The sequence below is a fragment of the Pseudomonas sp. SHLD1 genome, from assembly GCF_028640935.1.
Taxonomy (GTDB): domain Bacteria; phylum Pseudomonadota; class Gammaproteobacteria; order Pseudomonadales; family Pseudomonadaceae; genus Chryseomonas; species Chryseomonas aestiva.
In genome coordinates, this window is sequence record NZ_JAQZAD010000014.1 from 182,439 (window position 1) to 202,110 (window position 19,672).

Genomic DNA, 19,672 nt, shown 5'->3' on the forward strand with positions numbered 1-19,672 from the left:
CTTTAGAGGCAAGCATCGCGCCACACACCAATGCACTAGTTGCTTTGAGATGCAAAACCTTATGGACGGCCATAACCCGACGCTCCGTTCCAGTCCCCTCTCCCTCCGGGAGAGGGCTAGGGTGAGGGCGTCCGCTAGTCCTTGGTCACCCGATTGATCTCTTCCAGACTGGTAATCCCCTGCATCGCCTTCACCAGCCCCGACCGCCGCAGATCATTGAAGCCCTCTTTGCGCATCCGCGCCGCGATCTCGATGGAGTTGCCCTCCTCCATGATCATCTGCTGCAGCGCTGGCGTAACCTTCACCACCTCGTAAATCCCCACTCGCCCGCGATAGCCCGCATTGCAGTCCTCGCAGCCAGTAGGCTGGTAAAGGGTGAAACTGCCGATCTCTTCCTCGCGGAAGCCTTCGGCCAGCAACGCCTCACGCGGCACCTCGTGGATTCTCTTGCACTTGCTGCACAGCTTGCGCGCCAGGCGCTGGGCGATAATGAGGTTAACCGAGGTCGCCAGGTTGAAGGCGGGCACGCCCATGTTCCGGAGGCGCGTCAAGGTTTCCGCCGCGCTGTTGGTGTGCAGGGTCGACATCACCATGTGACCGGTCTGGGCTGCCTTGATGGCGATCTCCGCCGTTTCCAGATCTCGAATCTCGCCGACCATGATCACGTCGGGATCCTGACGCAGGAAGGCCCGTAGCGCCTGAGAGAAGTCGAGTCCCTGACGCGGATTGACGTTGACCTGGTTGATGCCTTCCAGGTTGATTTCGACCGGGTCTTCCGCAGTGGAAATATTGATGTCTTCGGTATTGAGGATATTGAGGCCGGTGTAGAGGGATACCGTCTTGCCGGAACCAGTAGGCCCGGTCACCAGGATCATTCCCTGCGGCTGCTTGAGTGCCTGCAGGTAGAGTTCCTTCTGCACATCCTCATAGCCCAGGGCATCAATCCCCATCTGGGCGCTGGAGGAATCCAGGATCCGCATCACGATCTTCTCGCCCCAGAGGGTGGGCAAGGTATTGACCCGGAAGTCGATGGACTTGGTCTTGGAGACCTTGAGCTTGACCCGGCCATCCTGGGGCTTACGGCGTTCAGAGATGTCCATATTGGACATCACCTTGAGCCGCGCCGAGATCCGCGACACCAGCTGCACCGGCGGCCGCGCCGCCTCGTGCAGGACACCGTCAGTGCGGAAGCGCACCCGGTACATCTTTTCATAGGGCTCGAAATGCAGGTCAGACGAGCCCTTCTTAATGGCATCGAGCAGCATCTTGTTGACGAACTTCACCACGGGCGCATCGTCAGCGTCGGTACCCGCAACGGCTTCTTGTGCCCGCTCTCCTCCTTCAGCTTCCAAATCAAGATCAAGATCGGACAACTCAAGTCCACCGGTTCCCGTATCGAGGTACCGTTCGATGGCCTGATGGAGCTTGTCATCTTCGACCAGTACTACCTCTACCGCCAGCTTGCTGCCAAAGGACACATCGTTGATGGCCTGCTGATTGGTCGGGTCAGAGAGCGCGATGAAAAGCTTGTTACCCCTTTTGCTCAACGGTAGGAAGTGATGCTGTTGCATCAGCTTCTCGTTGACGATGTCTTTGGGCAACTGCTCTTTGTCGATAGCCGCCAGATCGAGAAAGGGGACGCCAAACTCCTGCGCTGCCAACTCGGCTAGGGGACGACTCTGCACAAGCCGCTGCTGTACGAGATAGGTCACCAGCGGCACCTTGGCCTGCTTGGCCTTGACCACCGCCTGCTGGGCGGCCGCCTCCGCCAGCAACTGTGCATCCACCAATTGCCGCGCCAGTCCCGACAGCATCACCGTCTCGTTCATCGTTGATTACTCAAGCCTGCGTTAGCTGGCCTTATAGCACCCCCCTGCCCCGCCCGTAAAATGGCGCCAGACCACTGACATTTTTTGTCATGACCTGCCCCTTTGTTGACGCCATCGACAGAGAAAGCGTGCTGGAGTAGGCATTTTTCTTTGGCACGGCCTATGCTTTGGTACTGATAGGCATGTTGGCCTGAACCAACCCGGAGATTTTGAATGAACGCTCAGAAAGGCTTTACTTTGATCGAGCTGATGATCGTGGTAGCGATCATTGGTATTTTGGCGGCGGTGGCAATTCCTGCCTACCAAGACTACACAGTTCGCGCTAGGGTTTCTGAAGGCCTTAGCCTGGCTTCGCCCGCTAGGCTTGCAGTAGCTGAGAATGCTGCAAATGGCGCTTCTAGTTTGGCACAGGGCTGGTCGGCTCCGCCCGCAACTACTAACGTCAGCTCTGTTTCTGTTGCAAGTGATACAGGCATTATTAGTATTGTTACTACCTCTCGAGCAGGAAACGTCACCTTGACCTTGACGCCTAAATCTAGTGGCGCAGCTTTGAGCTCTGGAACTGTTCCGCCGGGTGCAATTACGTGGGTTTGCGCAGTGAGCGATGCTACAAAGGCGAAATACGTCCCCTCCGAATGCCGCGGCTAATCAATAGAGATTAAAAAAGGCCGAAAGGCCTTTTTTAATATTTCGATGAAAAAATACAGCCTATCAGCTCTTTTATCTTTCGGGATCGCTTCGATACCCTTCATAAACCCCATACATTTGTACCCCGATGGCGACTTTACAAGTCAAATATTAGCATTTACGCTCTCCGTCGGACTAGTATCGTATTCGACATACAAGCATGGCAAGATTTACATCTCCACAACACCTTTATTATTATTTTATCTATTACTTGCCATATTATTAAACCCAAAGATAAATGAATACTCTTATTCGTCCGTATTAGTTATCTTTGCGGCGACCCTCCTTTCGGCGACTATCCAAAGTGAATCTAAAGAACCGATAATATGGGGATTAATAGCTGGGACAATCCTCAGCTGCGTGGCGGGCTACACCCAGCTTTTCAACCTCACCGAAATGGTAAAGCCCTACGTTTTCTGGGAGCCTAACAACCCTAACGCAACCATTTACGGAAACATTGCACAAAGAAATCTATTTACTTCCTACATCTTTATAGGACTACTTTCTGCTATACATATCTACTCAAACGAGAGCACTACAAGAAACCGGCATATTCTAGTCACATTATTATTTCTAATATCCCCCCTATTGGCGTTTTCCGCATCAAGGTCAATCTTCTTATATCTAGCAGCTTCGATAATTTTGATATTTATATTTTCTAGAACGGGACGGCCAACAGACTACTCTCGGCGCTTTCTAAAAGTACTGTTTTATTCGCTGGCAACCTTATTAGCCTGCCAAGTACTAGCAACTGTATTTGCCAACCAAGAAACAGGCATGAAGCGACTTGCCAGCGGAGACGCCATTCGTGTGGCCGAGTGGCAAAAATCCCTAAGCATAATATTGAATAATCTCCCGTGGGGAACAGGCTGGGGAAATTATGCGCACTATAGTTTTCTGGAGCAACTAAAGGAATCCAACTCAGCACAAAACATCACCTGGACCCACTCACACAATATAGTGATAAACTTATTAAGCGAATTAGGCATAGCAGCAGCTCCAGCACTAGTCGGCCTAGCAATAATTAGCATTCAACTGACAAGATCAATAAAAAACACCAAGAAAGACTATTTCTCAGTGCTTTCAGTTATCACACTGGCGCTACATAGCCTATTGGAATACCCTCTTTGGTATACGCACTTCCTCATACTAGTAGTCGCGATAATTGGCTCTTCCAATCTAAAAAGAACCGAAATCCCATTGACGAAAATTACACAAACAGTGATATGCGGAGCTTGTTTATCGCTACTAACGCTCTCCATTATCACATCATTCAAATACTCTTATTTAGTAGAAAACACATACAAATCATCAGATCAACTTTCAAATATAGAAAAAACGGCAAACTTTACTCGCATAGCTGCCAACCCGGCTTTGAGCTTCGCCGCTGATCTTTCGAATCTAAATTTCTTACCAATAGCTAGCGGCAATTTACGCCTTTGTCTTATTTATCGAATGGCAAAATCGCTCCCCACCTACACGCTACTTGACAAGCTGGCAATTGAGCTTTACACGGCAGAAGAAAACAAACTCGCACAAAGTGTCGTTAATAGCCGCTACAAAGCATACCCAACCGAAAGCGAAGAAGTATTTCTCGAAGACATAAAAGGTTTTTCGGAAAAAGATCAAAAAGCAATCAAAAAAGACATAGCCTCCGCAAAGGAAAACAAACCTGAGGAAACCCTTTATAAACTTGAGGAAATACGCTCGTGCTCGAACTAGAAGAAAAAGAGCTCTCTGGGATACTGGCAATAATAGTTACATACAATCCAGAAACGCTCAAGCTAGATGCATTGTTACTTGAACTAGAGCGCTCAAAAATAAGCACCCTTGTAATTGATAATGGCAGCGCGATAAAACCAATTATAGATAGCCAAACGCTTGCATTCATAGAAAACGAAAAAAACGCAGGTTTAGCAGCAGCTCAAAACCAAGGATTGGAATATGCAAAATCTAGAAAATTTGAGAACGTCTTACTCTTAGATCAAGACAGTTTTATCTCCAAAAGCACAATCGAAAATTTACTTAATGACTTAAAGCTCATTTCTCCTCACTATAATGTTGCTGCAATTGCCCCACTTTATAGAGGTAGACAGCACGATAATAAATATGCCAATCATATAAAAGTATCTAAATATGGTTTTTTAGTAAAAACAAGAGCAAAAAAAGCATCGAAACCTAGAGAGGTAGATCTTTTAATATCATCTGGAAAAGTAATTCCTACAAAAGTTTTTGCTACAGTGGGAATGATGAACGAAGCGCTTTTTATAGATTACGTCGACACCGAATGGTGCTTTAGAGCAAAAAACAAAGGCTTTCATCTATTTAGCTCAACACGCTGTGAAATGACTCACACCATAGGCGAGAGCTCCACTAGCTTTCTGGGATTCACCATCCCAATACATTCGCCTGAACGAAGATACTATAGGGCACGAAACTCAATAATTTTACTTGGCTTACCGCACATACCCACCGCAATTGCGCTAAGGGAAATTGCCGCATGTATATTTCATCACGCATTCTTTTTTTTATACAAGAACGACAAAAAGAAATACATAAGATCATTATTTGCGGGATTCATGGATGGCATTAAAACGCTGCAAGGGCCTACGAAAAAATGAACGCAAAATTCGCTATATTGCTAGCAGCGAAAAATGGAGAAGCATGGATATCAGAACAAATAGCTAGCATCCTTGCACAAAAAGACATTGACCTACATATATATATAAATATTGATAAATCAGAAGACAATACCGAAAAGATTATTGCCGAAGCAACGAGATTTCAAAAAAATATAACTGTACTTAATGAAAGAAAAAGCTTTGGTAGTGCAGCTAAAAGCTTTTACCATTTGTTAGAAAAAATACCGATTCACCAATACGACTACCTGTGCTTTTCAGATCAAGATGACATCTGGTCAGAAAACAAGCTTATTACTGCCTATAAAAAAATAAGAGACGGTAACTACCTCGGATACTCGAGCAATGTAACTGCGTTCTGGGAAAACGGCAGGAAAGTTTCGATAAAAAAATCACAACCTCAACAGAAATGGGATTATCTATTTGAGTCAGCCGGCCCTGGTTGCACGTACGTGATATCCAAATTCCTAGCAGAAAGTTTTCTAGAGTTCTTTAAAAATTATCGCAGCGAAATATTGAGCATAGACGTTCATGACTGGACAATATATGCTTTCTCAAGATCAAGAAACTTCAGATGGCTGATTGATGAGAATGACTCCTTTGTATTATATCGCCAACATGAATACAATGCACTTGGCGCTAATCTAGGAATAAAAGCGGCTAGAAAGCGGATCAAACAAATCAAGGAAGGGATATATAGCAAAAAGGTTCTAAAACTAGTCGCTCTTTTTCAGCCAAACCTTATCCCAATTATAAAACACCATGACGGCGGCAGAATAAAAAAATCTTTTATCTTAAAAAACTTCTTAAAATTGAGAAGACGCAGAAAAGACCAAGTACTTATGGTGGTCTTTTCGATCGCAAACATCTTATAAAAACCTCGCAGCACCAAATAAAACACCGAAAATCAATATATTTAGGTATAACGCAATCATATAAAAACGCCTATACGAAAATATAAATACGGCTACCGATTGCTAGTAATTATGGCATCCCCTTCCCCCCAAACGCCCCCACCACGGTCCCCGTACTAAAACTCATATCCTCCTCCGCCAACGCCACATACAACCCCGCCAACTCCGCTGGCTGTCCTGCCCGTCCTAGCGGCGTGTCCTGCCCGAACTCCTTCATCTGCCCTTCCAGCTGACCACCTGCCACCTGCAATGGCGTCCACACCGGACCCGGTGCCACGGCGTTGACGCGGATGCCCTTCTTGGCCAATTGCTTGGCCATGCCCTTGGTGAGATTGAGGATGGCAGCCTTGGTCGAGGCGTAGTCGATCAGTTCCTCACCAGGATCGTAGGAATTTACCGATACGGTATTGATGATGCTGGCGCCCGGCGGCAGGTGCGGGATGGCCGCTTTGCTGAAACGGAAGACGTGATAGACGTTGGTCTTGAAGGTCCGGTCGAATTGCTCGTCGGTGATCTCGAGGATGTCGGCCTTGCTCTGCTGGTAGGCCGCGTTGTTCACCAGCAGGTCCAGACCGCCAAGTTGCTGGATAGCCTTGTTCACCACCTCTTCGCAGGCCTCCTGGGTACGGATGTCGGCCGGCAGGGTGATGGCCTTGCGGCCGGCTTCGGTGATCAGCCTGACCACTTCCTGGGCGTCGGATTCTTCGGAAGGGTGATAGTTGATGGCCACATCTGCTCCCTCGCGGGCGAAGGCGATGGCCACTGCGCGACCGATACCGCTGTCGCCGCCGGTGATGAGGGCCTTGCGCCCGGCCAGGCGGCCCGAGCCGTGATAGCTGGTCTCGCCATGATCAGGACGCGGCTCCATCTTGCTCGTCAGCGCCGGCCATTCCTGGCGTTGTTCCTTGAAGGGCTCGCGGCTGTACTTGGTACGCGGATCCTGCAGGGGTTTGGTTGGCCTGATAGTGCTGCTACCTTCCTGAGCGACTGCCGCGCCCGAGGCTGCGGCGGCAAGCCCCACGGCTGAGCCGACGAGGACGTTACGACGGGTAAGGGAGTAATCGGTCATCGGGGCTCTCCGCATTGGCCGCTATCGGCCGGCAGGATGGTTGGGACAAAGCTGCGGCAAGGCTGGATCCGCGAAGAATTAGGTATGACGACTCGGGCAAAGGTTTCCCGGATGGACTCTGCCCTGACCGCTGACCTCTCCTCTCAAAAATCGCGTCAGGCCGCGGGGCATTGGCGAATCGCGAAATCCGGGGCGGGCAGCAGTGCGACACATCGCCACAGGCCTTCATGCGCGCTCAAAGGCCAGGCTTGCATAGCAGATAACTGAAGACTTATCATTGAAAGCTTCGTGCCGGTGTAGCTCAGTTGGTAGAGCGGCGCATTCGTAATGCGAAGGTCGTAGGTTCGACTCCTATCTCCGGCACCATCCTTCCGCTTCGTCCTCTCCTGGTCTTTTCAAAGCCTTCAAGGCCTTAGCCGCCTTGGGCCGCGCCTTTCTGCGCCCTTCCCCGACCTGCACCTTGCCTGGGTACCAATCGCACCAGCCCGATCGAACTGGCGACTCCCCGTCGCTCGACTACTCTTACCCAGCGCATGACAGTGCCTTACCCCGCCTGATTTCGGCTTTCTTGACAGCCGGCAAGACCTGAACGGTGGCTGACCAAAGGGTCGAATATCCAGCCCCTCTGTGGCACCATACCGCGCTGCGAAATCCCGCAATTTCTGCAATCCATCAGTCTGCCGCACGGATGCCTGTCCGTTGCGGAGCATGAGGCTGGCGACAGGCACGTTGAGAGAATAACCACGATGAGCCGCTCTACTGAGGTCGTGAGATGAAACTAACGAAGTATCTAAAACCAACCGGTTGGCTTCTGGCCGGTGCCGCCGCGCTGCTGCTCAGCGGGTGCGACGCCGTGCTGCTGGATCCGAAAGGCTCCATCGGTGTGCAAGAACGCAACCTCATCTACACAGCGTTCGGCCTCATGCTGATCGTGGTGATCCCGGTCATCGTGATGACCTTCCTGTTCGCCTGGAAGTACCGCGCTACCAACAAGGAAGCCAAGTACACCCCGAACTGGGCTCACTCCTACAAGATCGAAGCCGTGGTCTGGCTGGTCCCCCTGGCCATCGTGGTGTTCCTGAGCATCCTGTCCTGGAAGACCTCCCACGAACTGGATCCCTTCAAGCCGCTCGACCATCCCGAGCAGCCGCTGGTGATCGAGGCGATCTCGATGGACTGGAAATGGCTGTTCATCTACCCCGAGCAGGGCATCGCCTCGGTGAACGAGATCGCCCTTCCGGTCAATCGCCCGGTGCAGTTCAAGATCACCTCCGAGTCGGTCATGAACACCCTGTCCATCCCGGCACTGGGCGGCATGATCTATGCCATGTCCGGCATGCAGAGCCAGTTGCACCTGATCGCCGATCATCCCGGCGAGTTCGAGGGTCGCTCGGCCAACTACAGCGGCGCCGGCTTCTCCGACATGATCTTTACCGTGCACGCGGTACCCACCGCCGGCGATTTCGACGCCTGGGTGAACAAGGTCAAGCAGTCGGGTGGCAAGACCCTGGACCAGGCGAGCTACACCGAGCTGGCCAAGCCCAGCGAGAAGCAGCCGATCGCCTACTACTCGACGGTCGAGCCGGATCTGTTCAGAACGGTCATCAAGAAGTTCATGAAGTCCGACTTCAGCAAGCAGACCGATCACGTGATGGACATGAGCCAGCACGGTGGTCAACACGGTACCGAGGAATAAGTTATGTTCGGTAAATTAACTCTGGCGGATATTCCGTATCACGAGCCGATCATTCTCGTGACGTTCGTTGTGGTCGCCCTGGGCGGCCTGGGACTCATCGGGGCGCTCAGCTACTTCGGCAAGTGGGGCTATCTCTGGAAAGAGTGGCTGACCACCGTCGACCACAAGAAGATCGGCGTGATGTACTTCATCGTCGCGCTGATCATGCTGCTCCGTGGCTTCTCCGACGCCATCCTGATGCGTAGCCAGCAGGCCATCGCCTCCGGCGGCGCCGAGGGCTACCTGCCACCGCACCACTACGACCAGATCTTCACCGCCCACGGCGTGATCATGATCTTCTTCGTGGCGATGCCGTTCGTGGCCGGCCTGATGAACGTGGTGACACCGCTGCAGATCGGTGCCCGCGACGTGGCCTTCCCCTTCCTGAACTCGCTGAGCTTCTGGCTGTTCGTGGCCGGCGCCGTGCTGATCATGATGTCGCTGTTCGTGGGCGAATTCGCCGCGACCGGCTGGGTGGCCTATCCGCCGCTGTCAGGCATCAAGTACAGTCCAGGCGTAGGGATGGACTACTACATCTGGGCCCTTCAGCTTTCCGGTATCGGGACGACCCTGACCGGCGTCAACTTCTTCGTGACCGTGCTGAAGATGCGTACCAAGGGCATGACCCTGATGCGTATGCCGATCTTCACCTGGACCTCGTGGTGTACTGCCATTCTGATCATGGCGGCCTTCCCGATCCTGACCGTGACCCTGGCACTGCTGACCCTGGACCGTTACCTGGGCTTCCACTTCTTCACCGCGGAAGCCGGTGGCAACCAGATGATGTACACCAACCTGATCTGGGCCTGGGGCCACCCCGAGGTATACATCCTGATCCTGCCGGCCTTCGGCGTGTTCTCGGAAGTGACCTCCACCTTCAGCAAGAAGCGTCTGTTCGGCTATGTATCGATGGTCTGGGCAACGGTAGCCATTACCGTGCTGTCCTTCATCGTCTGGCTGCACCACTTCTTCACCATGGGTTCGGGCGGTAACGTCAACGCCTTCTTCGGCATCGCGACCATGATCATTGCGATCCCGACAGGGGTGAAGATCTTTACCTGGCTGTTCACCATGTACCAGGGTCGTATCCAGTTCACCTCGCCGATGCTCTGGACCCTGGGCTTCATCGTGACCTTCAGCATCGGCGGCATGACCGGCGTACTGCTGGCGGTACCGGGTGCGGACTTCGTGCTGCACAACAGCCTGTTCCTGATCGCCCACTTCCACAACGTGATCATCGGCGGCGCCGTGTTCGGCTACTTCGCCGGCATGATCTACTGGTTCCCGAAGGTGTTCGGCTTCAAGCTGAACGAGAAGCTGAACAAGCAGGCCTTCTGGTGCTGGCTGATCGGTTTCTATGTCGCCTTCATGCCGCTCTACATGCTGGGCTTCATGGGCATGACCCGTCGTCTGAACCACTACGACAACCCTGACTGGCACCCCTTCCTGGTGACCGCCGCCATTGGCGCCGGCATCATCGCCCTCGGCATCCTGAGCCAGCTGTGGATGTTCTACGTCAGTATCCGCGACCGCAATCTGCCGGAAAACGTGGACGTGACGGGCGATCCGTGGGATGGCCGTACCCTGGAATGGTCGACCTCGTCGCCGCCGCCCTTCTACAACTTCGCTGAAGTGCCGGAAGTGCACGACATCGACGCCTACTGGGGCATGAAGGAAAAAGGCATCACCGAGAAGAAGGATGCGGACTACAAGAAGATCCACATGCCGCGCAACACCGCTGCCGGCATCGTGATCAGCTTCTTCGCCCTGATCCTCGGCTTCGCCCTGATCTGGCACATCTGGTGGCTGGCCATCGCCAGCTTCGTGGGTTGCATCGTCAGTGCGGTCGTCCGCAGCTACGACGACGATGTCGACTACTACGTACCGGCGGAAGAAGTGGCGCGAATCGAAACCGCGCGCATTCAGTCCCTGGCGAAATTCAAGCAGGCCTAATCCAATGGCGAATCAAGTTATGCATAACGAAGTCGCCCATGCCGAGGAGCATGGGCACCACGACGCCGGATCGATGAAGACGTTCGGCTTCTGGTCCTACCTGATGACCGACTGCATTCTGTTCGGGACGCTGTTTGCGACCTATGCAGTCCTGAGCGGGGCCCATGCCGATGGCCCCTCCCAGAAGGACATCTTCGAACTGTCGTTCGTCCTGGTCGAAACCTTCCTGCTGCTGTTCTCCAGTATCACCTACGGCTTCGCCATGATTGCTCAGCACCATGGCAGCAAGGGTGGCGTTCTGGGCTGGCTGGCGGTCACCTGGCTGTTCGGTGCCGGCTTCATCGGCATGGAAGTCTATGAGTTCCATCACCTGATCGAAGAGGGCTACGGTCCGGATCGCAGTGCCTTCCTGTCGTCGTTCTTCGCGCTGGTCGGTACCCACGGTCTGCACGTGAGCTCGGGTCTGATCTGGATGATCGTGTTGATGCTGCAGGTTGCCTCCAAGGGCCTGACCACCACCAACGTGACCCGCCTGTCGTGCCTGAGCCTGTTCTGGCACTTCCTGGACATCATCTGGATCTTCGTCTTCACCATCGTCTATCTGATGGGGGTTCTGTAATGGCGCACGATCATAACGCCCACGGGCACACCGCCGAGAGCCATGGCACTTTCAAGAGCTACATGGTCGGCTTCATCCTGTCGGTCATCCTGACGGTCATTCCCTTCGGTCTGGTGATGTTCCCCACCTTCTCCAAGGGCGCGACCCTGGCGATCGTGGTGATCATGGCGGTGGTACAGCTGCTGGTGCACCTGTACTTCTTCCTGCACCTGAACACCTCCGAAGAGCAGCGTTGGAACGTGATCTCCTTTGGTTTCACCGTGGTCATCGTCGGTATCGTGGTCGTGGGATCCCTGTGGATCATGTACCACATGCACAACAACATGATGATCCACTGAACCGGGCCGACGTGATGATCAAGAAGTACCTTCTCGTGACGAAGCCGGGCATCATCTTCGGCAACCTGATCTCGGTTGCCGGCGGGTTCTTCCTGGCTTCCAAAGGGAGCATCGACCCGCTGTTGCTGCTGGCGACGGCGATCGGGGTGTCGTTGGTCATTGCTTCCGGCTGTGTGTTCAACAACGTGATCGATAGGGACATCGATCAGAAGATGGAAAGAACCTGCAATCGCGCCCTGGTCCAGGGCACGATCTCCTCGAAGATGGCGCTGGCCTATGCCACCCTCCTCGGCCTGGCCGGGGTGGGGCTGCTGTACGGGGCGACCAATCTGGTCGCCACCGCCTTCGCGGTGATGGGTTTCGTGGTGTATGTAGGGCTCTACAGCCTCTGGCTGAAGCGCACCTCGGTATACGGCACCCTGGTCGGCAGCCTGTCCGGTGCCGCACCGCCGGTGATCGGCTACTGCGCCGCCAGCGGCCAGTTCGACAGTGGCGCTGCGGTACTGCTGCTGATCTTCTGCCTCTGGCAGATGCCGCATTCCTATGCCATCGCCATCTTCCGTCTCAAGGACTACACCGCGGCCTCGATTCCGGTACTGCCGGTGGCCAAGGGTATCGCGGTGACCAAGCGTCACATCGTCTGGTACACCGTGGCCTTCATGGTCGCCACCCTGCTGCTGACCGTGCTCGGCTATGCCGGCTACGTCTATCTGGCAGTAGCCGCCGTGATCGGCGCCTGGTGGCTGCGCCTGGCCTTCATGGGCTATCAGGCCGAGAACGACGTGCAATGGGCACGCAAGCTGTTCGGGTTCTCCATCATCGCCATCACCGCCCTGAGCGTCATGATGTCGGTGGACTTCCAGATCCCGGGCGACGTGCTGCTAACCTACGCACGCTGAGACGCACCGTTCCATGAAAAAGCCCGGCCTAGTGCCGGGCTTTTTCATGCCTGCGTGAAAGCCTTTTCACTAATCCTGGTTGGTAATGACGCGCCAGGTCTGACGGCGGCTGGCGGGCAGGTCACCCCGCAAGCCATTCGGCGCCTTGCCGTCGCTACCATATATCGCGGCATCGGCCAGCGTACCTTCCATGCTGAAACTGCCGTCACCGTAGACGAAGGGGACGATCCCGCCGAGCAGGCCATCGAGCTGGATACGCCCATAGACCGTATCCGTCCCCAGATTGAATAGGCCACTGTTGTTGCCGCCGGTGTAGGGATCCAGGGCATAGAGGTAGGTGGTGACCCCGGCGGTGCAGGCGTCAGTGCTGGGTATCAGAGAGCTCATCAACAGGGTGCCGCTGAACAGCTGGGGCTTGTTGATCACCAGCTCGCCATTCAAGGGCAGATTCAGATACCAGCCCTGTTTGCCATTGGTCGCCGTATTGGCGTCATAGCTGACCGACGTCGTGGAGATAGTGTTCGCCGTACTGCTGACGCTGGAACCGGCAGAGCTGGTGTAATTGATGCGCTGATCATTCCCCAGGTTCTGTTGCTGCAGACTGGCGATCGTCAGTAATGGAGTGCTGCTGGCCGGCGATCCATCAGTCTGGCGATCCCAGATGCCGTAGAGAGTCATGGCTTTGCTGGTATTGGCGAGGGCATCGTTGGCCTCGAGATACTTGCCGGTACCAAAGAGCACCAGATGTCCCGTTCCACTCGGATGAGCCACGACCGCAGGACTGGCGGTGATCGGCTGGACCAGATTGGTGGTACCGGGCGCCAGGCTACTGGCCTGGGCGGTATAGAGGGGTCGACCCCCGAAGGCGACACGGAGGTTGTCCACTGCGGCCGTTGCGGTCAGGGAGGTACCGATCAGATCGAAGCGCCAAAGATTGCCGTGCATGTCACCGGCATAGGCATAGTCGGCGATCAGGTCGCCGTCAACATCGGCCACGAAGGGCGAACTCAGCCCATTGGGTGCCGCCACATTATCGGTGGCGGGCAGCGCCTTGATCAGACTGCCATCAACCACGTTCATTACATAGAGCACGGCGTTGTCCTGGGCACTGTTGTAGCCATTGCTGACCACCACGCCCCAGCCGCCGGTATGCAGCCGGGTAATGACGGGTTGGGCGTAGGTGAAGCCCAGGTCCTTGTAGCTGGCGTCGGCGTCAGACTTTTCCCAGAGCAGCACCGGGGCATTGGGATTGGTGATGTCCAGCGCAAAGATGCCCCGCCCTCCCCCGCGCAGCGTGCCGATCAGTACCGTGCGCCAGGCTCCGTTGAAATAGACGTCCCCCACTACCGGTGTATTGTCGACATAGGACTGATGCCCGCCGCCGTTGTAGCTGCGCTCGGTCAGCCGGTTGAGAGTGGCGATGACGGCGCTGGGAACGAAGGCATAGACCTCCTGCCCCTGGTCGTTGAAGGCATGCAGCATGCCGTCATTGGCACCCACATAGATACGCCGCTCACGGACTGCATTGGTAGTGCGGAACGTCGCATAGGAATTATCGCCAACGGTCGCGTTCATCAGGGCGATGGGACTATTGGGGCCGTCCACGACCACCGGTGAGGAATTCACGATGTCCCCGAGAATATGGCCGCGCGGGCGGAACGCCGGCGCGGCCCCGGGCGCCTCCAGACTGCGATCGCCGCGCACATAATCCACTCGGCGACTGCCATAGGTGTCGGCGGTACCCCCGGAGTTTTTGTTGAGACTGAGTTGTTGATCGGCATTCAGATTCGCCCAGGCAAAATCGGTCAAGGCCCCGCCCTTGGCCATGTAGATCTTGCGAGTGCCGAAGCCGGTATTGCCCGCAGCGAACTTGCCATCGAGTTGTTGAGCGGCGCTCCAGATCCTCGTCTGGGTGGTACCCGTGCGTTGGTACTTGATTACGTCCCCACTCCAGTCGGCACTGGAGAAGGACGGGGAATAGGTAAAGAGCGCGTTGGCATCCCCTACGCGGGTGGGCGATACCGTCTGGCTTGCCCCCACGCTGGTGGATTGGGTGATCCGCGTAACGACCTTGCCAAGGGAGGTGATGAGATCACTGGCGTTTTCCGCACTGAAGAACTCGCCCCGCGAATTGATCGCCGCGTGCCAGAGGTCGTAGACGTTGTTCTGGTTGACCGAGTCGGCCGCCCCCGCCACCGGCCAGGGCGTAGTGCCTGCGGCCAAGCCAGCGTAGCCACCGGCGAAGGTATCGCCATCCCAATCCGGATTGATCAGCGCACTGCTCAAGCCGATACCCACGTAGAACCCCGTGAGATGCTGCCAGGTGGCGGGGTCATTGCGCGGATTCCAGTAGGGCGAAAGCGTATTGGGGCCCCGAACCTCGCTGTTGGTCACGGTATTGTAGGGCGGTACCTTGTTGTCGAGCCCGGGTTGGGCATCGGTGCTCCAGTAGAGGAAGGCCAGGTCTGCGAGAGTGCTGGAGGTAGCGTCCTGAAAGGGAGCCTGAGGTGAATATTTCTGGCCATCAGGCAAGTCGACGGCCGTGCCATCAGCGTTGCTGGAGGCAAGGGGAGCGTTCCAGATACCGTCGGTGACAACTAGGCTGTAGCTGGCTCGACAACCGTAGACTGGCTTCTCACTATTCCCAGGATCATAAGCATAGGGACTATTGCTGCCAGTAGCCTTGAGTAGATCGCCGACTCGAGCAACTGCCTCCAGCAAAGGAGTACTCTGGTTGTAGTAAACATCGCCGAGCCAACTAAAGAAGGCGACGCGGTGTGCGCCAGTGAACGGTCGTAAGCGATTATCGTAGGATGTTGTCGGACTGATACCACGGCAGTTTGGGTCTACCGCAGCTAGAACGCAGCTTTGATTGGTACCTAGCGCCTGCCAACCCACCCGAATGTTTTCCGATGCTTCTGCCAGGGCCAGGTTGGTGGCGGTTTGGGCGGCCAGGGCGCGGCTGCGGTAGAAGGAGTACCAGTTGGCGAAGTTCTGCCGCTCGTCCGTGCCGTTGGGCCCGGAGGTGGCGGTCACGAATACGCGGCGATAGCAGTCATCGTTCTGCAGCGAAGCAGACCGGCAGCTGGTTAAGGTGGCGTCGTAAAGGTAGTAATAAGCCGAGACGCTCGACACGACCGTTGCGGTGATGGTGTAGGTCACCGACGAGAAAACACCGCCCACGGCGTAGCTCACGTTCCGCGTGCAGGTCACGCCGCTGTAGGTGATCGACGCGGTGTTGGCGATGCTCGCCGTGCACCCCCCCAGCGCTTCCGCCCGCAGCAACCAGCCGAGCAGGGACGAATCACTGATGGAGACCTGAACGCCGTTGATGGTTTCGGTAAAGCTGCCACCCAATAGGATATCCAGCAGCGTCACTCGTCCATAACTACGACTCGTGCCTTGGTAGCTGCCCGCGCTTTGGAAATCCTGCGCTGGATTTTCCGCCAGCATGCTCGGGCTGGTGTTCTGCAGCCCCGGATTTCCGTAGGAGTTGCCTCGCGCCACATTGGGATCTGTAGTGACCAGATTGGGGTTATAACTCCAGCTGACGCGGTAGTCGGTGGCCAGATTGACGCTACCCAGGCTCGATCGATAGCCGTTTACATAGGCACTAGTAAAGCTGGTGGACAGTCGCGTACGGGTCAGCCCGCCCGTACTGCTGTAGCTCACCGCATAAGGCGCCGGATAAGTGATCGCCGGGTTGTAGTAGAGGCTGTTGAAGGCCGCCGATTTGGCGCGCCGGGTTGGTCGGATAGCATCGGTATTCGACGCATCCGGCACCACCGCCATCTGCATGCTAGTGGAGTTATCCAGCGTGACGAACAGATTGGGACCGACACTGTTGGTCAGGAACAGCGGCTGCTGACTGAGATTCAAGGCCGCGGCCTGTGCCGTCGAGGTGGCCAGGGTCAGCAGCAGGGCCAGAGACCCGATGCCCGATGCAGCTCGACTCATGGCACCTCCAGGGCGACGACACTTTGCAGGATCACTGGAAAGCGCCGGCCTCTGTCTTGAGCGACGGCGGTAATCCGAAATAGGTTGGTGGCTGGCGCCGAGACATCGACCGAGCTGCTGCCGATGGCCGTCACTACCCAGCGGGGTGTCTGGGCAAAGGAAGCGCTGCCATCGGAGCCGCGATAGGCGACGGTACGCGCCGTAGGATTGGTCCCGCTTGCCTGAAGCGCCGCTGCTGCCCAGGTCTGGGTCAGGGCACCGGTATTGAGATCGCTCGCCTTGGTCAGGATGCACAGGTCACCCGTAGGCGGCTTGCCGAAAGCACTGCTTATCGCCGGCACACTTTCAGGACAGCTGGCGAAGCCGGCACTGAAGGCGGTAAAGGACGGTTGCTGACTGAGGGCCATCAATCGCCGCTCACCTTCGCGTAGCGCCGCTTCCGCGGCATTGAAGGCCTGGGTGTTTTCCAGAGCGGCACCGCCACTGCGGGCCTGCAGCAAGGTCTGACGCATGCTGGAGGCGGCCAGCAGCGACAGCAGCAGCAACATCACCAGGGCGATCAGCAAGGTCGCGCCGCGCTGCCTGTCGATGACCGGACTCATAGCGCAAGATTCCTCAGGGTGACGGTGCTCTGCAGTATCTGCATGGGTCGACTGGCGTCGGCGATCTGTAGCCCGGTCAGGGTCTGCCAATTTGCAGCCGTGTTACTGGCCACATCGTTGGTTAACGCCTCAGTGGTACTGAGCAGCGCCGCATAGCGCACGGCCGGTGCATCCGCCTTGGGTGGAATGGACCAGCGGAAGTCTTGCAGCCCCTGCACCAGCACCGCACTGCCCTTGCGCGTTAGCGCGCCTCCACGCTCGCTCCAGACGGTGCAGCTCAGGGTGCCACCGCCAGGGGTATTGCCCGCGGTGTAACGCAGCTTGAGCAGCACGTTGCCGCCGGCATTGAGATTCACCCGGGGGATGGGGTTGCCCAGGCAGTCCTGATCCTTGCTGTCCAGTGCACCCTGATAGCGAATGCAGATGCCGGTGGGCGCATTGGCATTGTCCGTGGTCGCTGCGAAGGTGGCGCCGGCAGCAAAGGCTGGACAGCTGATGTCGTCGGCATCCTTGACCTCACCCACCGCCGGAAAGGCTGCCTGCAAGGTGCCCTGATAGCGGATCTCGGCGCGGAAACCGGTACGGGCCAGTTGCCGATCGAGCACCTGCAAGGTCAGCTGGGCATTGTTGCGATTGCCGGTCTGGCCCTGCTGGAAGAGAAAGCTGCGCTTGTTGTTGATATAGATCTGCGAGACGCCCAATACCAGGAAGGTGCCTACGGTCAGAGCGATCATCATCTCGATGAGGGAAAAGCCCCTCTGTCTACGCGGTTTGAGGTCCATGGCCTACAGCTCCGAGCGCAGGGCGTAGTAGCAGACGCCCTTTGGACAGTTCAGCGAATCGTTACTGACGTCCTGCCAGGCGACGACGACCATCACCGTCGCCACCGTATTAGCCTCGCAAGCCTTGAGCGGCGTGGTATTGCCCGAGGTGTCGCTGGCTGGCAAGGGTGGCACGCCGGAGGCCGGACAGACCGCGAAACTGCTGGCGATCAGCGCGTCCGTTACCGGCAGCAAGGCCTTCACCTGGTTCAACCAGCAACCCAGATCCTGCCCCGCTACCGTCTCCCCGCCCGCAGAGCGATCCCGGGTCAAGCAGGTCTTGCCGGCATCGAGGGCCTTGGTGCGAAAGTTGGTACCGGGCTGTTTGATGTAGGCCCCATCGATCTTGACCTTGTCGCTCGCCACCACCTGGTCGCGGTTGCTACGCATGAGTTCGAGCAGGTCGTTGGCCAGAACCATCGCATTGCTGCGTTGCACCGAGTCCTGGGACAGCGCCACGCTGCGCGTCTGCAGGGCGACCATACCCAGCACGCCGATGCAGATGATCACCAGACTGACCAGCACCTCGATCATGCTGAACCCACCTTTGCGGCGCTTCATCTAGCTGCACCCCACGGCGCTGGCACGGTTAGGCGTGTAGTCGATTACGGTCAGCACCCCACCCTGGTTGAGGGTGAATTGCTTGCCCTGGGTGAGCGCATTGGTGGCGCAGACGCGAATGGTGACTTCGCCGCTGAGTTTCAGACTGCCATTGGGCTGGAAAGTCAGACTGGTAAGGGGAGCACCGCCAATGAAACCCGTCCCGTTGACGCCATTTCCCAGCCCGCCACTGTATTGCCGCAGGACTTCGGCATTGGGCAGTACCACGGTCTTGGCTGTGGTGATTTTCAGCGCGCCCATCCAGCCGTTGGCATCCTCTGGATCAGTAGTGACGACGACATTCACGCCACGACTCATGGCTTCGCTGCGCGCGTAATAGAGCGCGCGCTGCAATTCCCCGGCTGCCGCCTGGACGCGGTTGCTTTGCACCAGGCTCGCGAAGCCAGGCGCCGCCAGCGCCGTGACGATGCCTAGCAGCGCTATGACGACCAGGACCTCGATGAGCGTGAAACCCGAGAGGCGTTTCGACTGCATTCCCACCGCCTGAAAACCCGTTACTTCACCTGATAGTAGTAAGGGCTCAGGCAGGTGCTATGACCGGCTATCGCTTCTATTTGCGGGGGAAGCTACCTGGATCAAGGTGTTCGTGGGAGATGAGCGAAATAGAGCGTGGCGTGATGAGCCGAGGATGGCCAGCCGGAATACTGGAAGCAGAAAGATTTCGGGATGACGCTCAGCCTGGCGCTGGGAAAATAATGTCCCGGAAACGCAAAAACCCTCCTGGCGGAGGGTTTCTGGTAAAAATGGTGGGTCGTGCAGGATTCGAACCTGCGACCAATTGGTTAAAAGCCAACTGCTCTACCAACTGAGCTAACGACCCAAATATGGTCGGGGTAGGGGGATTCGAACTCCCGACATCCTGCTCCCAAAGCAGGCGCGCTACCGGGCTGCGCTATACCCCGAGAATGGAAGTGGCTCCGCGACCTGGACTCGAACCAGGGACCCAATGATTAACAGTCATTTGCTCTACCGACTGAGCTATCGCGGAA

The 19,672-nt window shown here is 56.1% G+C and carries 16 protein-coding genes and 4 tRNA genes; 10 read left to right on the top strand and 10 right to left on the bottom strand.

The window, feature by feature from the left end; all coding sequences use genetic code 11:
• Nucleotides 1–134: 134 nt before the first annotated feature.
• Nucleotides 135–1,829: a type IV-A pilus assembly ATPase PilB gene (gene pilB, locus PVZ77_RS11430; RefSeq protein ID WP_273806528.1), complete on the bottom strand. Its 1,695-nt coding sequence runs from the start codon at nt 1,827–1,829 to the stop codon at nt 135–137.
• A gap of 213 nt (nt 1,830–2,042) precedes the next feature.
• Here pilB and PVZ77_RS11435 point away from each other — a divergent pair, with 213 nt between their 5' ends.
• The 4 genes from PVZ77_RS11435 (at nt 2,043) to PVZ77_RS11450 (ending at nt 6,030) form a co-directional block, all read left to right on the top strand.
• Entirely contained in the window at nt 2,043–2,477 is a 435-nt protein-coding gene (locus tag PVZ77_RS11435; protein WP_145006994.1) for a pilin, read from the top strand.
• A 435-nt stretch (nt 2,478–2,912) separates the two neighbouring features.
• Nucleotides 2,913–4,238, top strand: coding sequence for a PglL family O-oligosaccharyltransferase (locus PVZ77_RS11440; RefSeq protein WP_273806661.1), 1,326 nt, complete (start codon nt 2,913–2,915; stop codon nt 4,236–4,238).
• The gene (locus PVZ77_RS11445; RefSeq protein ID WP_273806529.1) at nt 4,226–5,137 is read left to right on the top strand and encodes a glycosyltransferase family 2 protein; all 912 of its coding nucleotides are present in this window, start codon (nt 4,226–4,228) and stop codon (nt 5,135–5,137) included. The genes PVZ77_RS11440 and PVZ77_RS11445 overlap by 13 nt, the downstream gene beginning before the upstream one ends.
• Complete coding sequence (locus PVZ77_RS11450) at nt 5,134–6,030, top strand: glycosyltransferase (protein ID WP_273806530.1); 897 nt, start codon at nt 5,134–5,136, stop codon at nt 6,028–6,030. Before PVZ77_RS11445 ends, PVZ77_RS11450 begins: the two co-directional genes overlap by 4 nt.
• A gap of 109 nt (nt 6,031–6,139) precedes the next feature.
• Here the strand turns inward: PVZ77_RS11450 and PVZ77_RS11455 are convergent, their stop codons facing one another.
• Nucleotides 6,140–7,138: an SDR family oxidoreductase gene (locus PVZ77_RS11455; protein WP_273806531.1), complete on the bottom strand. Its 999-nt coding sequence runs from the start codon at nt 7,136–7,138 to the stop codon at nt 6,140–6,142.
• 290 nt (nt 7,139–7,428) lie between these two features.
• Here PVZ77_RS11455 and PVZ77_RS11460 point away from each other — a divergent pair.
• The 6 genes from PVZ77_RS11460 to cyoE all read left to right on the top strand — a co-directional run bounded on the left by PVZ77_RS11460 (nt 7,429) and on the right by cyoE (nt 12,682).
• Nucleotides 7,429–7,504 (top strand) — tRNA-Thr (locus PVZ77_RS11460).
• Nucleotides 7,505–7,910: 406 nt separating this feature from the next.
• Nucleotides 7,911–8,834, top strand: a complete 924-nt coding sequence (gene cyoA / locus PVZ77_RS11465) for a ubiquinol oxidase subunit II (RefSeq protein ID WP_273806532.1) — start codon at nt 7,911–7,913, stop codon at nt 8,832–8,834.
• Nucleotides 8,835–8,837: 3 nt separating this feature from the next.
• Entirely contained in the window at nt 8,838–10,826 is a 1,989-nt protein-coding gene (gene cyoB / locus PVZ77_RS11470; protein WP_133861287.1) for a cytochrome o ubiquinol oxidase subunit I, read from the top strand.
• 4 nt (nt 10,827–10,830) lie between these two features.
• Nucleotides 10,831–11,445: a cytochrome o ubiquinol oxidase subunit III gene (locus tag PVZ77_RS11475; RefSeq protein ID WP_133861288.1), complete on the top strand. Its 615-nt coding sequence runs from the start codon at nt 10,831–10,833 to the stop codon at nt 11,443–11,445.
• The gene (cyoD, locus tag PVZ77_RS11480) at nt 11,445–11,783 is read left to right on the top strand and encodes a cytochrome o ubiquinol oxidase subunit IV (RefSeq protein ID WP_133861289.1); all 339 of its coding nucleotides are present in this window, start codon (nt 11,445–11,447) and stop codon (nt 11,781–11,783) included. The genes PVZ77_RS11475 and cyoD overlap by 1 nt, the downstream gene beginning before the upstream one ends.
• Nucleotides 11,784–11,794: 11 nt before the next feature.
• Nucleotides 11,795–12,682 (top strand): heme o synthase, encoded by an 888-nt coding sequence (cyoE, locus tag PVZ77_RS11485; protein ID WP_273806533.1) that lies wholly within the window; start codon nt 11,795–11,797, stop codon nt 12,680–12,682.
• Nucleotides 12,683–12,751: 69 nt separating this feature from the next.
• Here the strand turns inward: cyoE and PVZ77_RS11490 are convergent, their stop codons facing one another.
• From PVZ77_RS11490 to PVZ77_RS11525, 8 genes are all read right to left on the bottom strand, one after another.
• Entirely contained in the window at nt 12,752–16,639 is a 3,888-nt protein-coding gene (locus PVZ77_RS11490; protein WP_273806534.1) for a pilus assembly protein, read from the bottom strand.
• Entirely contained in the window at nt 16,636–17,241 is a 606-nt protein-coding gene (locus PVZ77_RS11495) for a pilus assembly PilX family protein (RefSeq protein WP_273806535.1), read from the bottom strand. Before PVZ77_RS11495 ends, PVZ77_RS11490 begins: the two co-directional genes overlap by 4 nt.
• On the bottom strand, nt 17,238–18,023 hold the full coding sequence (locus tag PVZ77_RS11500) for a PilW family protein (RefSeq protein WP_273806536.1): 786 nt from the start codon (nt 18,021–18,023) through the stop codon (nt 17,238–17,240). Before PVZ77_RS11500 ends, PVZ77_RS11495 begins: the two co-directional genes overlap by 4 nt.
• Before the next feature lie 3 nt (nt 18,024–18,026).
• Nucleotides 18,027–18,623, bottom strand: coding sequence for a type IV pilus modification protein PilV (pilV, locus tag PVZ77_RS11505; RefSeq protein WP_273806537.1), 597 nt, complete (start codon nt 18,621–18,623; stop codon nt 18,027–18,029).
• A complete protein-coding gene (locus tag PVZ77_RS11510; protein ID WP_273806538.1) occupies nt 18,624–19,157 on the bottom strand; it encodes a GspH/FimT family pseudopilin in 534 nt (177 codons plus the stop codon). It lies immediately after the preceding gene.
• Between the two features lie 270 nt (nt 19,158–19,427).
• A tRNA-Lys gene (locus PVZ77_RS11515) sits at nt 19,428–19,503 on the bottom strand.
• Nucleotides 19,504–19,508: 5 nt separating this feature from the next.
• Nucleotides 19,509–19,585, bottom strand: a tRNA-Pro gene (locus tag PVZ77_RS11520).
• Nucleotides 19,586–19,595: 10 nt separating this feature from the next.
• Nucleotides 19,596–19,671: transfer RNA gene (locus PVZ77_RS11525), tRNA-Asn, on the bottom strand.
• Nucleotide 19,672: the final 1 nt, after the last annotated feature.

Coding starts and splice junctions, on each gene's coding strand:
- pilB (WP_273806528.1), bottom strand. CDS start 1,829: ATGAACGAGACGGTGATGCTGTCGGGACTGGCGCGGCAATTGGTGGAT.
- PVZ77_RS11435 (WP_145006994.1), top strand. CDS start 2,043: ATGAACGCTCAGAAAGGCTTTACTTTGATCGAGCTGATGATCGTGGTA.
- PVZ77_RS11440 (WP_273806661.1), top strand. CDS start 2,913: ATGGTAAAGCCCTACGTTTTCTGGGAGCCTAACAACCCTAACGCAACC.
- PVZ77_RS11450 (WP_273806530.1), top strand. CDS start 5,134: ATGAACGCAAAATTCGCTATATTGCTAGCAGCGAAAAATGGAGAAGCA.
- PVZ77_RS11455 (WP_273806531.1), bottom strand. CDS start 7,138: ATGACCGATTACTCCCTTACCCGTCGTAACGTCCTCGTCGGCTCAGCC.
- cyoA (WP_273806532.1), top strand. CDS start 7,911: ATGAAACTAACGAAGTATCTAAAACCAACCGGTTGGCTTCTGGCCGGT.
- cyoB (WP_133861287.1), top strand. CDS start 8,838: ATGTTCGGTAAATTAACTCTGGCGGATATTCCGTATCACGAGCCGATC.
- PVZ77_RS11475 (WP_133861288.1), top strand. CDS start 10,831: ATGGCGAATCAAGTTATGCATAACGAAGTCGCCCATGCCGAGGAGCAT.
- cyoD (WP_133861289.1), top strand. CDS start 11,445: ATGGCGCACGATCATAACGCCCACGGGCACACCGCCGAGAGCCATGGC.
- PVZ77_RS11490 (WP_273806534.1), bottom strand. CDS start 16,639: ATGAGTCGAGCTGCATCGGGCATCGGGTCTCTGGCCCTGCTGCTGACC.
- PVZ77_RS11495 (WP_273806535.1), bottom strand. CDS start 17,241: ATGAGTCCGGTCATCGACAGGCAGCGCGGCGCGACCTTGCTGATCGCC.
- PVZ77_RS11500 (WP_273806536.1), bottom strand. CDS start 18,023: ATGGACCTCAAACCGCGTAGACAGAGGGGCTTTTCCCTCATCGAGATG.
- pilV (WP_273806537.1), bottom strand. CDS start 18,623: ATGAAGCGCCGCAAAGGTGGGTTCAGCATGATCGAGGTGCTGGTCAGT.
- PVZ77_RS11510 (WP_273806538.1), bottom strand. CDS start 19,157: ATGCAGTCGAAACGCCTCTCGGGTTTCACGCTCATCGAGGTCCTGGTC.